Raw genomic sequence first — 14,515 nt, forward strand, 5'->3', positions numbered from 1 at the left:
GCGATAGCGTGGCACCGCGATCATGAACCGCGCTTGCCGCGGCCGCCATCGAACAGGCCGGACAGGGCGATGCCGATGGCGCCGGCGACGATGGCCGCGTCGGCCACATTGAACGCCGGCCAGTAGTAGTCGCGCCAGTACCACTGGATGAAGTCGACCACGTGGCCGTGGACCAGGCGGTCCACCACGTTGCCCAGCGCGCCGCCGATCACCAGCGCGTACGGCGCCGCCTGGCGCCAGTGGCCGCGCGGGGTGCACCACAGCCACCAGCCCAGCAGGCCGCAGATCGCGAAGGCCAGCAGCGTGAAGAATACGGTCTGCCAGCCGCCGGCGTTGGCCAGGATGCTGAACGCGGCACCGGTGTTGTAGGTCCGGTACCAGCTCCAGAAGCCCTCGACCACCGGCACCGCCGTGTACTCCGGCAGGCTGGACAGCACCCAGGCCTTGCTCCACTGGTCGAGGACGATGACCGCCGCCGACAGCAGCAGCCAGACGATCGCATTGGGACGGGGCCGGGCGGTGGCCATCAGAACCACCGCCGGTCTTCACCGGCGCCGTCGACATTGCTGGCGCAGCGCCCGCACAGCTCCGGATGCTCCGCCACCACGCCCACGTCGGCGCGGTGGTGCCAGCAGCGCACGCACTTGGGCTTGGTGGTCGGCGCGGCGCTGACGAAGATGTCGTCGGTCTGCGCCGGGACCACGGCCACGTCGCCGCTGATGAAGAAGAAGCGCAGCTCCTCGGCCAGCGGCTGCAGGTGGGCGGCAGTGTCGGCGCCGGCGGTGATGGTGATCTCCGCCTCCAGCGCCGCGCCGATCTGGCCGTTGGCGCGCATCGGCTCCAGCACCTTGGCCACCTGCTCGCGCAGGGCCAGCAGGCGGTCGAAGTCGCCGCTGCCGAGCTCGGCGCCGGCCGGCAGCGGTGCCAGCCCTTCGTACCAGGTCGCGAACAGCACGTTGCCCAGGCGCTCGCCCTCCGGTGTGGCCCTGGGCAGGTAGCCCCACAGCTCGTCGGCGGTGAAGCTGAGGATCGGCGCGATCCAGCGCACGAAGGCCTCGGCGATGCGGTACATCGCGCCCTGCGCGCTGCGCCGGCCGCGCGAGTCCTCGCGCATCGTGTACAGGCGGTCCTTGGTCACGTCCAGGTACAGCGAACCCAGGTCGACGCTGCAGAAGTTCAGCAGGGCCTGCACGATCGCGGCGAAGTCGTAGCGCCCGTAGGCGTCCTTGATCTTCTCCTGCACTTCCCAGGCGCGGTGCACGATCCAGCGGTCGAGGGCGACCATGTCCTCCAGCGCCGGCAGGTCGCGCGCCGGCTCGAAGCCGTGCAGGTTGGCCAGCAGGAAGCGCGCGGTGTTGCGGATGCGGCGGTAGGCATCGGCGTTGCGCTTGAGGATTTCCTGCGACAGCGACATCTCGTTGGAGTAGTCGGCCGAGGCGATCCACAGGCGCAGGATGTCCGCGCCCAGGTTCTTCATGATGTCCTGCGGCTCGATGCCGTTGCCCAGCGACTTGGACATCTTGCGGCCATGCTCGTCCACGGTGAAACCGTGGGTGAGGCACTGCCGGTACGGCGCGGCCCTGTCGATGGCCACGCCGGTCAGCAGCGAGGACTGGAACCAGCCGCGGTGCTGGTCCGAGCCTTCCAGGTACAGGTCGGCCGGCTTGCCCAGGCCGCGCTCCAGCAGCACGCCTTCGTGGGTGACGCCGGAGTCGAACCAGACGTCGAGGATGTCGGTGATCTTCTCGTAGTCGCCGGCCTCGTCGCCGAGCAGCTCGGCCGGGTCCAGCGAATACCACACGTCCACCCCGCCCTGCTCGACGCGGTCGGCAACCTGGCGCATCAGCTCGCTGCTGCGCGGATGCGGCTCGCCGGTCTCGCGGTGCACGAACAGCGCGATCGGCACGCCCCAGGTGCGCTGGCGCGAGATGGTCCAGTCCGGGCGGCCCTCGACCATCGAGGTGATGCGCGCCTGGCCCCATTCCGGATACCACTTCACGCCCTTGATCGCCTGCAGCGCATCGGCGCGCAGGTGGGCCTGGTCCATCGAGATGAACCACTGCGGGGTGGCGCGGAACGCGATCGGGGTCTTGTGGCGCCAGCAGTGCGGGTAGCTGTGCTCGAGCTTCGACGCAGCCAGCAGCGCGCCGCTGGCGCGCAGCACGTCGATGATGGTGTCGTTGGCCTTCCAGATATGCAGGCCGGCCAGTTCGACGCCACGCGCGGCCGGGGTCGACGGCAGGTACACGCCACGCCCGTCGACCGGGTTCAGCTGCGCCGCGGTGTAGCGGTCGACGATGCCGTAGGCCTTGCTGACGACGTAGTCGTCCTGGCCGTGGCCGGGCGCGGTATGGACCGCGCCGGTACCGTCGTCGGCCGACACGTGGCCGCCGAGGATGATCGGGATGTCGCGTTCGTCGTAGAACGGATGGGCGAACTGCAGGTGCTCCAGCGTGACGCCGGCGGCGCGGCCGTGCACGGTGACGCCGGCCACGCCGTAGCGCGCCAGCGCGCGCTCGGCCAGCGCGTCGGCCAGCACCAGCCAGCGGCGGCGGCCATCGTGGGCCGGGCCTTCGACCAGCGCGTATTCCAGCTCCGGGCCCACCGAGATGGCCAGCGATGCCGGCAGCGTCCACGGCGTGGTGGTCCAGATCGGCACCGCGACCTCGACGCCTTCCGGCAACTCGACGCCGAAAGCACGCGCCACGGCCTGGCCGTCGCGCGCGGTGTAGGCCACGTCGACCGCCGGGGAGACCTTGTCCTGGTACTCGATCTCGGCCTCGGCCAGCGCCGAGCCGCAGTCGAAGCACCAGTGGACGGGCTTGACGCCGCGGGTCAGGTGGCCGTTGTCGACGATCTTCGCCAGCGCGCGGATCTCGTCGGCCTCGAAGCGGAAATTCAGCGTCTTGTACGGGTTGTCCCAGTCGCCGATCACGCCCAGGCGCTTGAAGTCCTTGCGCTGGATCTCGATCTGCGATTCGGCGTACTCGCGGCACTTCTGCCGGAATTCGGTGGCGTCGAGCTTCACCCCGACCTTGCCGTACTTCTTCTCGATCGCGATCTCGATCGGCAGGCCGTGGCAGTCCCAGCCCGGGATGTACGGCGCGTCGAAGCCGGCCATGTACTTCGACTTGACGATGATGTCCTTGAGGATCTTGTTGACCGCGTGGCCCAGGTGGATCGCGCCGTTGGCGTACGGCGGGCCGTCGTGCAGGACGAACAGCGGCCGGCCCCTGGCGTGCGCGCGCAGCTGGGCGTACAGGCCTTCCTTCTCCCAGCGCTCGAGCGTCTGCGGCTCGCGCTTGGGCAGGTCGCCGCGCATCGGGAAATCCGTGGCGGGCAGGTGCAGGGTGGCTTTGTAGTCTTGGGTCACGGGTCTACCGTTGCGCAGCGGCTTCGAGATGGGGTTGCGGGACTTCCGCCGTGGTGGCGGCGAGTATGCGACGGGCCTCGGCCGCGTCGCGGTGCATCTGGGCGGTCAGCGCCGGCAGGTCGGGGAACTTCTCCTCGTCGCGCAGCTTGGCGACGAACTCGACCCGCAGGTGGCGCCCGTAGAGGTCGCCGCTGAAATCGAACAGGTGGGCCTCCAGCAGCGGCTCCACCCCGTCCACGGTGGGGCGGGTGCCGAAGCTGGACACCGACGGCCACGGCCGGCCGCCGGCTTCCTCCAGGCCATGGACCAGGGTGGCGTAGATCCCGGCCAGCGCCGGGGTCTTCGGGAAACGCAGGTTGGCGGTGGGGAAGCCGAGGGTGCGGCCGAGCTGGCGGCCGCGTACCACCCGCCCGCCGATGGCGTAGGGACGGCCCAGCAGCGCGGCGACCTCGTCGAAGCGCCCGGCGACCAGGGCCTCGCGGATGCGGGTGCTGGAGACGCGCTCGCCACCGGCCTCGACCGGGGCGATCTCGCCGGCGGTGAAGCCCAGTTCGGCGCCCATCGCCTGCAGCAGGGCCAGGTCGCCGCCACGGCGGTTGCCGAAGCGGAATTCCGGGCCGATCCAGACCTCGCGCGCGCCCAGCCGGCCTGCCAGCACGCGGCGCACGAACTCCCCGGCCGGCATCGCCGCCAGCGCGGCGTTGAAGCGCAGCAGGCCCAGGCGGTCCAGGCCCTCGCCCAGCAGCAGCTGGATCCGGTCGCGCGGCAGGGTCAGGCGCGGCGGCGGGTTGCCGCGGCCGAAGTACTCGCGCGGCAGCGGCTCGAAACTGAGGGCGACCGCATCCACGCCCAGCGCCCGCGCCCGCGCCACGGCGTGCCGCAGCAGCGCCCGGTGGCCCAGGTGGAGGCCGTCGAAGGCGCCGATGCAGACCACGCTGCCGCGCGGGCACAACGACCCGCCATCGACGTCACGGAACAGCCTGCTCATCTATCTCGTCATGACCGGAGGGACAGCCCCGCGGCGGCGCGCGGGCGCCGGCCGGGGCCGAACGCCGAAGTATAGCCGGCATGGGGCTTGCGGCGGCCTGGCGGGGCGGTTTTCGCCGCCCACGGACGGGGAACGGTCAGTGCCGCAGGTGGCGCAGGCGCAAGCCCAGGGCCAGCAGCACCAGGCCGTAGGCGGCCGCACCCGCGGCGATCGCCACCAGCAACCAGGCAACGCGCTGCGTCGCGCCGTCGATGGCGGTCCAGTCGCCGATCCAGGCCCGGGCGGCCAGCACCACCGCCGCCATCGCCACGCAGGCCGCGCCCATGCGCAGGGTGAACCCACCCCAGCCCGGCTGCGGCCGGTACAGGCCGGACTTGCGCAGCACGTGCCAGAGGATCGCCGCGTTGACGATGCCGGCCAGCGCGGTGGCCAGGGCGATGCCCGCGTGGCCGCCCTGGGTGCCAGCGCGCCACAGCGGGGTGACGATGGCCACCGTCAGCACCACGTTGGCCACCACCGTCCAGATCGCCGCGCGCATCGGCGTGCGCGTGTCCTGCCGCGAGAAGAACGCCGGCGCCAGCACCTTGCTGAGCATGAAGGCCGGCACGCCCAGGCTCATCGCCGACAGGCTGTACGCGGCCATGCGCGTGTCGAAGGCGGTGAAGTGGCCGTAGTTGTAGACCGTGGCGGTGATCGGCTCGGCCAGCAGCAGCAGGCCCAGGCCGGCCGGGATGCCGGCGAGCATGGCCATGCGCAGGCCCCAGTCCAGCGAGGCGTTGTAGCCCTCGGCGTCGTCGGCCGCGTGCCGGCGCGACAGGTGCGGCAGGATCACCGTGCCCAGCGCCACCCCGAACAGGCCCAGCGGGAACTCGACCAGGCGGTCGGAGTAGTACAGCCAGTCGACGCTGCCGGCCGCCAGCAGCGAGGCGAACACGGTGCCGACGATCAGGTTCACCTGCGCCACCGAGGACGAGAACAGGGTCGGCAGCATCAGCCTGGCCACCTTGCGCACGTCAGGGTGCGAGAACCCCGGCCGCAGCCGCGGGCGCAGCCCCATCCGCCCCAGCGCCCCCCACAGCAGGACCAGCTGCAGCGCGCCGGCCACCAGCACGCCCCAGGCCAGGCCGCGCGGCGGCACGTCGAAGCGCGGCGCCAGCCACAGCATCGCCGCGATCATGGTCAGGTTGTGCAGGACCGGGGTGAACGCCGGCAGGCCGAAACGGCCGGCGCTGTTGAGCACCGACGCGGCCAGCGACATCATCGAGATGAACAGCAGGTACGGGAAGGTGATCCGCAGCATCTGCGCGGTCTGCGCCAGCAGCTCCGGCTCCTCGGCCCAGCCCGGCGCGAACAGCCGCGCGATCAGCGGCGCGGCCAGCATGCCGGCGGCGCAGACCACCATCACCACCGCGCACAGCGCGCCGGCCATGTGGTCGATGAAGGACTTCAGCGCCGCCTTGTCGCCACGCTCCTTGATCTCGTTGAGCACCGGCACGAAGGCCATCGCCATCGAGCCCTCGGCGAACACCCGGCGCAGGTAGTTCGGGATGCGGTAGGCGACGATGAAGGCGCTCATCGCCCCGCCGGTGCCGAACAGGGTGGCCTGCAGCATGTCCCGGGCGAAACCGGCGATGCGCGACAGCAGGGTCATCGCGCTGAACACCGCGGTCGAGCGCAGCAGCCGCGGACCGCTCATCGGGAAGCCTCCGGCCGCCCGGCGCGGGCCGCCCGGGGCCTGTTGACCCAAGTACTTGAATCCGCCATAATTTCGCGTTCGCTGTACTCCACCATTCTGTTTTCGCACCCGTTTTCCAGGAATCCACTGCCGTGGCCAACATCAAGTCCGCCAAAAAGCGCGCCAAGCAGACCGTCGTGCGCAATGCGCGCAACGCCGCCCAGCGTTCGCAGCTCCGTACCGCCGTCAAGAAGGTCCTCAAGGCCCTGGACGCCAACGACGCCGCAGGCGCCGAGGCGGCCTTCGCCACCGCCCAGCCGATCCTGGACCGTTTCAGCGCCCGCGGCCTGATCCACAAGAACAAGGCTGCCCGCCACAAGGCCCGCCTGAACGCCCGCATCAAGGCGCTCAAGGCCGCCTGATCCGGCTGCCGGCGCGGGCTTCGCCACCCGCGCCACCCCTGCCGCCCGGCCGCACGCCAGGCGCGCAATGAAAAACCCGGCCCCGGCCGGGTTTTTTGCCGTCTGCCGCACCCCCTCAGCGCGCGGCATCGTCTTCCGCTTCCGCCTCGGCCATGCGCAGCCGGTCCAGGAAGGTCATCACCTCGAGCATGATCGGCCAGGTGCCCTCGCGGCCCAGCGCCGAGACCAGGAACCAGGGCTGCTCCCAGCCCAACTCGGCCACGATCTGTCCGGCCGCCGCCCTGGCCTCGTCCTCGAACATCAGGTCGGCCTTGTTCAGCACCAGCCAGCGCGGCTTGGCCAGCAGTCCGGGGTCGTGCTTGCCCAGCTCGCGCTCGATCGCGCGCACCTGCTCGACCGGGCTGACGCCCTCCACCCCGCCCTCCATCGGCGAGATGTCGACCAGGTGCAGCAGCAGGCGGGTGCGCTGAAGGTGGCGCAGGAACTGCGCGCCCAGGCCGGCGCCATCGGCCGCGCCCTCGATCAGGCCGGGGATGTCGGCGATGACGAAGCTGCGGTGCGCCTCGACGCTGACCACGCCCAGGTTCGGATACAGCGTGGTGAACGGGTAGTCCGCCACCTTCGGCGTGGCCGCCGAGACGGCGCGGATGAAGGTGCTCTTGCCGGCGTTGGGGAAGCCGAGCAGGCCGACGTCGGCCAGCAGCTTCAGCTCCAGCCGCAGGGTGCGGTGCTCGCCCGGCTCGCCCGGGGTGGCCTGGCGCGGCGCGCGGTTGACCGAGCTCTTGAAGTGCATGTTGCCCAGCCCGCCCTTGCCGCCGCGGGCCACCAGCAGGCGGTCGCCGTGCCGGGTCAGGTCGCCGATGACCTCGGCGGTCTCGACGTTGGTCACCACCGTGCCGACCGGCACCGTGATGATCCGGTCCTCGCCGCCCTTGCCGTACATCTGCCGGCCCATGCCGTTCTCGCCGCGCTGGGCGCGGAAGATCCGCTCGTGGCGGAAATCCACCAGGGTGTTGAGGTTCTCGTCGGCCACCAGCCAGACGCTGCCGCCGTTGCCGCCGTCGCCGCCGTCCGGCCCGCCCAGCGGAATGAACTTCTCGCGGCGGAAACCGACGCAGCCGTTGCCGCCGTTGCCGGCGATCACCTCGATTTCAGCCTCGTCGACGAGCTTCATGGGGTACAGGACCTGGAATGGGGGAATGCGGCGCCGGCACAGTCTACCGGCGCGCCGGCGCGGCGAGGCCGCACCGGCCGAGGAAATTGTGGATGCCGGAAACGGAAAGCCCCGCCGGAGCGGGGCTTTCGCGTCGATCCGGCCACGCCCGCGGGCGCGGCGCGCGATCAGACCTCGGCGACGACGCTGACGGTGCGGCGCTTGGCCGGACCCTTGGTCGAGAACTCGACCTTGCCGTCGACCAGCGCGAACAGGGTGTGGTCGCGGCCCAGGCCGACGCCGGCGCCCGGATGGAACTGGGTGCCGCGCTGGCGGACGATGATGTTGCCGGCCTCGACGGCCTGGCCGCCGAAGATCTTGACGCCCAGGTACTTCGGGTTGGAATCGCGGCCGTTGCGCGAGGAGCCTACGCCCTTTTTGTGTGCCATGACGGATTCTCCTTACTGATTAGCCGGCGATGCCGGTGATTTCGATTTCGGTGTAGTGCTGGCGGTGGCCCTGCCGCTTCATGTGGTGCTTGCGGCGGCGGAACTTGATGATGCGGACCTTGTCGGCGCGGCCGTGGCCGACGACCTTGGCGGTCACGCTGGCGCCATTGAGCGCGTCACCGACCTTGATCCCGTCGCTGTCGCCCAGCAGCAGGATGTTGTCGAACTTGATCTCGGAGCCGGCTTCGGCCTCGAGCTTCTCGACGCGGAGCGTTTCGCCCTGCGCCACGCGGTATTGCTTACCGCCGGTAACCAGAACTGCGTACATGACCAGGCATTCCTCTGTAGTTATTGTGGTCGCTGACGCCATCGAGGGCGGTCAGAAGCGGGATTATAGGGATTTCAGCCGGTTACGCGCAACCGACCGGTCCGACCGTTCATCCGGCAGCGGCCTGCCACGGCGGCGGGTCGAACTGCCCGGCCAGGAAGTCCACGAAGGCCCGGACCCGGGGCAGAACCATACGCCTTCCCGGCATGACCGCATGGATTCCGCTGGGCGGGAGCGGGAAACCGGACAGGACCGGCACCAGCCGCCCCAGGCGCAGGTCCTCGTGCACGTGCCAGGTCGAGTGCAGGGCGATCCCCAGCCCGCCCAGCACCGCCTCGCGCAGGGCATCGCCGTAGTTGCTCTCGAAGCGGCCGGACACCCGCACCGAGACCGGCGACCCGTCGGGCTGCCGCAAGGTCCACACGTCCTGGCGGCCGTCGCGGCCGGTCAGCAGTATGCAGTCGTGGCCGGCCAGATCAGCAGGGACCTGGGGCACGCCCCGACGTTCGAGGTAGTCAGGCGAGGCACAGAGCACGCGGTGGTTGGCCACCAGCTGGCGCGACACCAGCCCCGAATCGGCCAGCGCGCCGATCCGGATCGCCAGGTCGAAGCCGGCGCCAACCAGGTCCATGTAGCGGTCGTCCAGGTCCAGGCTGACCCGCAGGCGCGGATGGCGGCCAAGAAACTCAGGCAGCAGCGGGGCAATGTACTGGCGCCCGAACGAGGCCGAGGCGGTGACCCGCAGCGTGCCGGCCACGTCCTGCGCCGTTTCGCGCAGGCCGGCACCCAGGGATTCCAGTTCCTCGACCAGCACCCGGCCGCGCTCGGCCAGGGCCAGGCCTTCGGGAGTCGGATGCAGGCGCCGGGTGGTCCGGTGCAGCAGGCGCACGCCCAGTTCCTTTTCCAGCCGCTTCAGCCGCTGGCTGGCCACCGCCACCGACAGGTCCAGGCTGTGCGCGGCGGCGGTGATCGACCCCAGGTCGAGCACGCGCAGGAACAGGGCAAGGTCGCCGACACGGTCCATTATCACGATTCCATTGATAGTGCTTGGTGATGTTCGCTGTTTTTCGAAGTGTGCGAAAGGCCCAGGCTGTCGCCCCGTCTTCGCCAACACCCCCGCCGCCATGTCCCTCCCTGCCTCCCGACGATCGCCCATGCCGGTCGCGCTGTACGCCCTGACCGCCGGCGCGTTCGGCATCGGCACCACCGAGTTCGTGATCATGGGCCTGCTGATGCAGGTCGCCGCCGACCTGCAGGTCACCATCGCCGCGGCCGGACTGCTGATCTCCGGCTACGCGCTGGGCGTGTTCTTCGGCGCGCCGCTGCTGACCGCGGCCACCGGCCGGCTGCCGCGCAAGACTGTGCTGGTCGCGCTGATGGTGGTGTTCACCCTGGGCAACCTGGCCTGCGCGCTGGCGCCGAACTACACCACGCTGATGATCGCCCGGGTGATCACCTCGCTGGCGCACGGCACCTTCTTCGGTGTCGGCGCGGTGGTCGCCACCGGCCTGGTGGGCGAGGATCGCAAGGCCTCGGCAATCTCGATCATGTTCACCGGCCTGACCGTGGCGACCCTGCTGGGCGTGCCGGCCGGCGCGTGGCTGGGCCTGCAGGCCGGCTGGCGCGCCACGTTCTGGGCGGTGGCAGCCATTGGCGTGGTGGCGACGGTGGTGATCGCCACGCTGGTGCCTGCCGAGCGCGGCGAGCGAGCGGCACCGGCGTTTCGCGACGAGTTCCGCGTACTGGGGCGGCCGCAGGTGCTGCTGGGCCTGCTGATGACCGTGCTGGGCTTCGGTGGCATGTTCACCGTCTACACCTTCATCCAGCCGATCCTGACCCAGGTGACAGGCTTCGCCGATGCGGCGGTCTCGCCGATCCTGCTGGTCTTCGGCGTGGGCATGATCGTCGGCAACCTGCTGGGCGGGCGACTGGCCGACCGCCGCCTGGAACCGGCGCTGCTGTGGACGCTGGCCACCCTGGCCCTGGTGATGGCGGCAATGGGCCTGGTCCTGGCGCAGCCGTGGGCGATGGTGCTGGCCACCGGTGTGCTGGGCGCGGCCGCCTTCGCCACCGTCGCCCCGCTGCAGCTGTGGGTGCTGCGCCAGGCCGGCGACGCGCCGAGCCTGGCGTCGAGCCTGAACATCGGCGCATTCAACCTCGGCAACGCACTGGGTGCGTGGCTGGGCGGTGCGGTGATCTCGCATGGCGGCGGCCTGGGCGCCCTGCCCTGGGTCGGCGCGCTGGTGCCGGCATCGGCATTCGCGGTGGCCCTGTGGAGCCTGGCGCTGGCGCGGCGGCAACCGAAGGCGCTGGTTGCCGAGGGCAGCGCCTGCGGCTGAGTGGTGCCTGGGCCTGAAGGCGATGGCAGCGCTGGCGTCGGGCTACGGAATGCGTTCATCCACGGCAGGCTGAATCCACGTCACCGCGGGCTGGCAATCCGGGCAATTGCCCCCAAATCGGCAGCCCGGTAGGCTGATCGATTGGTCGTCCTGCGCGGCCTCTCCCCCCAGCCACAACGGACCCCTGCCCGATGGCGATGGACACGATCCGCATCCGCGGCGCCCGTACCCACAACCTCAAGAACATCGATCTCGACCTCCCGCGCGACAAGCTGATCGTGATCACGGGCCTGTCGGGATCCGGCAAGTCGTCGCTGGCGTTCGACACCATCTACGCCGAAGGCCAGCGCCGCTACGTCGAGTCGCTGTCGGCCTACGCGCGGCAGTTCCTCAGCGTGATGGAGAAGCCGGACGTCGACCACATCGACGGCCTGTCCCCGGCCATCTCGATCGAGCAGAAGTCGACCTCGCACAACCCGCGCTCGACCGTCGGCACGATCACCGAGATCTACGACTACCTGCGCCTGCTCTACGCCCGCGTCGGCATCCCGCGCTGCCCGGACCACGGCTACCCGCTGGAAGCCCAGACCGTCGGCCAGATGGTCGACCAGGTGCTGGCGCTGGACCCGGAGCAGCGCTGGATGCTGCTGGCGCCGGTGGTGCGCGAGCGCAAGGGCGAGCATGCCCAGGTGTTCGAGCAGCTGCGCGCGCAGGGCTACGTGCGCGTGCGGGTCAACGGCGAGCTGCACGAGATCGACGCGGTGCCGCCGCTGGCGCTGCGCCAGAAGCACACCATCGAGGCGGTGATCGACCGCTTCCGCCCGCGCGAGGACATCAAGCAGCGCCTGGCCGAATCCTTCGAGACCGCGCTCAAGCTCGGCGACGGCATGGTCATGGTCATGTCGCTGGACGATCCGGCGGCGCCGGCGCAGCTGTTCTCCTCCAAGTACTCCTGCCCGGTCTGCGACTACTCGCTGCCGGACCTGGAGCCGCGCCTGTTCTCGTTCAACGCGCCGATGGGCGCCTGCCCGTCCTGCGACGGCCTGGGCGTGGCCGAGTTCTTCGACCCGGCGCGCGTGGTCGCGCACCCGGAGCTGTCGCTGGCCGCCGGCGCCGTGCGCGGCTGGGACCGCCGCAACGCCTACTACTTCCAGCTGGTCAACTCGCTGGCCCGCCACTACCGCTTCGACGTGGACACGCCCTGGCAGAACCTGCCCGAGGACGCGCGCCAGGCGGTGCTGTACGGCAGCGGCGACGACCTGATCACCTTCACCTACCTCACCGAGAGCGGCGGCCGCACCCAGCGCAAGCACCGCTTCGAGGGGATCATCAACAACCTCGAACGCCGCTACAAGGAAACCGAGTCGCCGGCGGTGCGCGAGGAACTGGCCAAGTACATCAGCGAGCGCCCGTGCCCCGACTGCGGCGGCGCGCGCCTGAACCGCGCCGCGCGCAACGTCTTCGTCGCCGACCGCGCCCTGCCCTCGCTGGTGGTGCTGCCGATCGACGAGGCGCTGGCGTTCTTCAGCAGCCTCAAGCTGACCGGCTGGCGCGGCGAGATCGCCACCAAGATCGTCAAGGAGATCAACGAGCGGCTGGGCTTCCTGGTCGACGTGGGCCTGGACTACCTGACGCTCGAGCGCAAGGCCGATACCCTGTCCGGCGGCGAGGCCCAGCGCATCCGCCTGGCCAGCCAGATCGGCGCCGGCCTGGTCGGGGTGATGTACGTGCTCGACGAGCCGTCCATCGGCCTGCACCAGCGCGACAACGAACGCCTGCTCGGCACCCTCACCCGCCTGCGCGACCTCGGCAACACCGTGATCGTGGTCGAGCACGACGAGGACGCGATCCGCTCGGCCGACCACATCCTCGACATCGGCCCCGGCGCCGGCGTGCACGGCGGCGAGATCGTCGGCGAAGGCAGCCTGCAGGACATCCTCAAGTCGCCGCGCTCGATCACCGGCCAGTACCTGTCCGGCAAGCGCAGGATCGAGGTGCCGGCCAGGCGGCACAAGCCCAACCCGAAGATGACCCTGCACCTGCGCGGGGCCAGCGGCAACAACCTCAAGGACGTGGACCTGGACATCCCGGCCGGGCTGCTGACCTGCGTCACCGGCGTATCCGGCTCGGGCAAGTCGACCCTGGTCAACGACACCCTGTTCGCTCTGGCCGCCAACGAGATCAACGGCGCCTCGCACCCGGTGGCGCCGTACCGCGAGATCGAGGGCCTGGACCTGTTCGACAAGGTCGTGGACATCGACCAGTCGCCGATCGGCCGCACTCCGCGTTCGAACCCGGCCACCTACACCGGCCTGTTCACCCCGCTGCGCGAGCTGTTCGCGCAGGTGCCGGAAGCGCGCGCGCGCGGCTATTCACCGGGCCGCTTCAGCTTCAACGTGCGCGGCGGCCGCTGCGAGGCCTGCCAGGGCGACGGCCTGATCAAGGTCGAGATGCACTTCCTGCCGGATGTGTACGTCCCCTGCGACGTCTGCGGCGGCAAGCGCTACAACCGCGAGACCCTGGACATCCTGTACAAGGGCCACAGCATCCACGACGTGCTGGAGATGACCGTCGAGGACGCGCTGAAGCTGTTCGAGCCGGTGCCGGCGATCGCGCGCAAGCTCGAGACCCTGGTCGACGTCGGCCTGAGCTACGTCAAACTGGGCCAGAGCGCGACCACCCTTTCCGGCGGCGAGGCACAGCGGGTGAAGCTGTCCAAGGAACTGTCGCGCCGCGATACCGGCCGCACCCTGTACATCCTCGACGAGCCGACCACCGGCCTGCATTTCCACGACATCGAGCACCTGCTCGGCGTGCTGCACCGCCTGCGCGACGAGGGCAACACGATCGTGGTGATCGAGCACAACCTCGACGTGATCAAGACCGCCGACTGGGTCGTGGACCTGGGCCCGGAGGGCGGCCACCGCGGCGGCCAGATCATCGCCACCGGCACGCCGGAGGAGATCGCCGCCAACCCGGCCTCGCACACCGGCCGCTTCCTCGCGAAGCTGCTGCCGTCGACCACCGCCAAGGGCACCAAGCCCGCGGCCACGCCGCGCCCGCAGGTGCTGCCGCCACGCAAGAACAACAGGAACAAGAAGGCATCCGCATGACCGATACCCCCGCCAACGGCGAGACGCGCAAGCTGCTCGCGCGCATCCCGATCAGCGTCCGCTGGCGCGACATGGACAGCATGGGCCACGTCAACAACGCCAAGTACGTCGCCTACCTGGAAGAAGCGCGCGTGCGCTGGCTGCTTACCGTGCCGGGCGTGTCGATGCGCGACCGCGTCGCCCCGGTGGTGGCCGCCAACAACATCAACTACCGCCGTCCGCTGACCTGGCCGCACGACGTGATCGTCGAGCTGTACGTCGACCGCCTCGGCTCCAGCAGCGTCACCATCGGCCATCGCATCGTCGACCAGGCCGACGACAGCGTGCTGTATTCCGACGGCAACGTCGTGGTCGTGTGGATGGACACCCAGACCGGCAAGAGCGCCCCGCTGCCGGAACCGATCCGCGCCGCGTCGACCTGAGTCCCCGCCTTCGCGCCGGGACGCCGGGCGACGCGGACTGCCCCGCCCACCTGTGCAGAAGCGCCTCCATCACGGTGCAGGCGCGCCGCCTGGCCTGGTCGCCCCAGGCGGGCAAGCGCCATCCGCACCGCACGATGGCCATCACCTCTCGTGCTCGAGCGAGGGGACGTTCCGCGCCGGGCGGCCTGTCTGGCCGAGAACCATCCTCCGGATAGCCGCGATCAGATCCTGCGTTCGCCGCATGGCACTTCCG

12 protein-coding genes are annotated in these 14,515 nt (G+C 70.4%); 4 read left to right on the forward strand and 8 right to left on the reverse strand.

Features of this window, described 5'->3' with window-relative positions; genetic code table 11:
- Positions 1 to 20: 20 nt before the first annotated feature.
- The 4 genes from lspA to murJ form a co-directional block, all read right to left on the reverse strand.
- A complete protein-coding gene (gene lspA / locus PSEJ35_RS0101395; RefSeq protein WP_028916218.1) occupies positions 21 to 527 on the reverse strand; it encodes a signal peptidase II in 507 nt (168 codons plus the stop codon).
- Positions 527 to 3,373 (reverse strand): isoleucine--tRNA ligase, encoded by a 2,847-nt coding sequence (gene ileS / locus PSEJ35_RS0101400; RefSeq protein WP_028916219.1) that lies wholly within the window; start codon positions 3,371 to 3,373, stop codon positions 527 to 529. Before ileS ends, lspA begins: the two co-directional genes overlap by 1 nt.
- A gap of 4 nt (positions 3,374 to 3,377) precedes the next feature.
- Positions 3,378 to 4,361, reverse strand: coding sequence for a bifunctional riboflavin kinase/FAD synthetase (locus PSEJ35_RS15080; protein WP_051412405.1), 984 nt, complete (start codon positions 4,359 to 4,361; stop codon positions 3,378 to 3,380).
- A 136-nt stretch (positions 4,362 to 4,497) separates the two neighbouring features.
- Positions 4,498 to 6,057, reverse strand: coding sequence for a murein biosynthesis integral membrane protein MurJ (murJ, locus tag PSEJ35_RS0101410; protein WP_028916220.1), 1,560 nt, complete (start codon positions 6,055 to 6,057; stop codon positions 4,498 to 4,500).
- A gap of 131 nt (positions 6,058 to 6,188) precedes the next feature.
- Here murJ and rpsT point away from each other — a divergent pair, with 131 nt between their 5' ends.
- Positions 6,189 to 6,458 carry a 30S ribosomal protein S20 gene (gene rpsT, locus PSEJ35_RS0101415; protein WP_024868097.1) on the forward strand — a complete coding sequence of 90 codons (270 nt, stop codon included), beginning with the start codon at positions 6,189 to 6,191 and terminating at the stop codon, positions 6,456 to 6,458.
- Between the two features lie 115 nt (positions 6,459 to 6,573).
- Here rpsT and cgtA read toward each other — a convergent pair whose 3' ends face one another.
- The 4 genes from cgtA to PSEJ35_RS0101435 form a co-directional block, all read right to left on the reverse strand.
- Complete coding sequence (cgtA, locus tag PSEJ35_RS0101420) at positions 6,574 to 7,632, reverse strand: Obg family GTPase CgtA (RefSeq protein ID WP_028916221.1); 1,059 nt, start codon at positions 7,630 to 7,632, stop codon at positions 6,574 to 6,576.
- A gap of 167 nt (positions 7,633 to 7,799) precedes the next feature.
- Positions 7,800 to 8,060, reverse strand: coding sequence for a 50S ribosomal protein L27 (gene rpmA, locus PSEJ35_RS0101425; protein ID WP_024868095.1), 261 nt, complete (start codon positions 8,058 to 8,060; stop codon positions 7,800 to 7,802).
- A 19-nt stretch (positions 8,061 to 8,079) separates the two neighbouring features.
- Complete coding sequence (gene rplU, locus PSEJ35_RS0101430; protein WP_028916222.1) at positions 8,080 to 8,388, reverse strand: 50S ribosomal protein L21; 309 nt, start codon at positions 8,386 to 8,388, stop codon at positions 8,080 to 8,082.
- Positions 8,389 to 8,497: 109 nt separating this feature from the next.
- On the reverse strand, positions 8,498 to 9,412 hold the full coding sequence (locus PSEJ35_RS0101435) for a LysR family transcriptional regulator (RefSeq protein WP_028916223.1): 915 nt from the start codon (positions 9,410 to 9,412) through the stop codon (positions 8,498 to 8,500).
- A 100-nt stretch (positions 9,413 to 9,512) separates the two neighbouring features.
- Between PSEJ35_RS0101435 and PSEJ35_RS0101440 the strand changes: the two genes are divergently transcribed.
- The 3 genes from PSEJ35_RS0101440 to PSEJ35_RS0101450 all read left to right on the forward strand — a co-directional run bounded on the left by PSEJ35_RS0101440 (position 9,513) and on the right by PSEJ35_RS0101450 (position 14,262).
- Positions 9,513 to 10,727, forward strand: coding sequence for an MFS transporter (locus PSEJ35_RS0101440; protein WP_028916224.1), 1,215 nt, complete (start codon positions 9,513 to 9,515; stop codon positions 10,725 to 10,727).
- Positions 10,728 to 10,918: 191 nt separating this feature from the next.
- Entirely contained in the window at positions 10,919 to 13,840 is a 2,922-nt protein-coding gene (gene uvrA / locus PSEJ35_RS15085; RefSeq protein ID WP_037082075.1) for an excinuclease ABC subunit UvrA, read from the forward strand.
- The gene (locus PSEJ35_RS0101450; RefSeq protein ID WP_028916225.1) at positions 13,837 to 14,262 is read left to right on the forward strand and encodes a thioesterase family protein; all 426 of its coding nucleotides are present in this window, start codon (positions 13,837 to 13,839) and stop codon (positions 14,260 to 14,262) included. Before uvrA ends, PSEJ35_RS0101450 begins: the two co-directional genes overlap by 4 nt.
- Positions 14,263 to 14,515 lie beyond the last annotated feature (253 nt).

The sequence above is a fragment of the Pseudoxanthomonas sp. J35 genome (assembly GCF_000513995.1).
In the GTDB taxonomy this organism is placed as follows: Bacteria; Pseudomonadota; Gammaproteobacteria; order Xanthomonadales; family Xanthomonadaceae; genus Pseudoxanthomonas.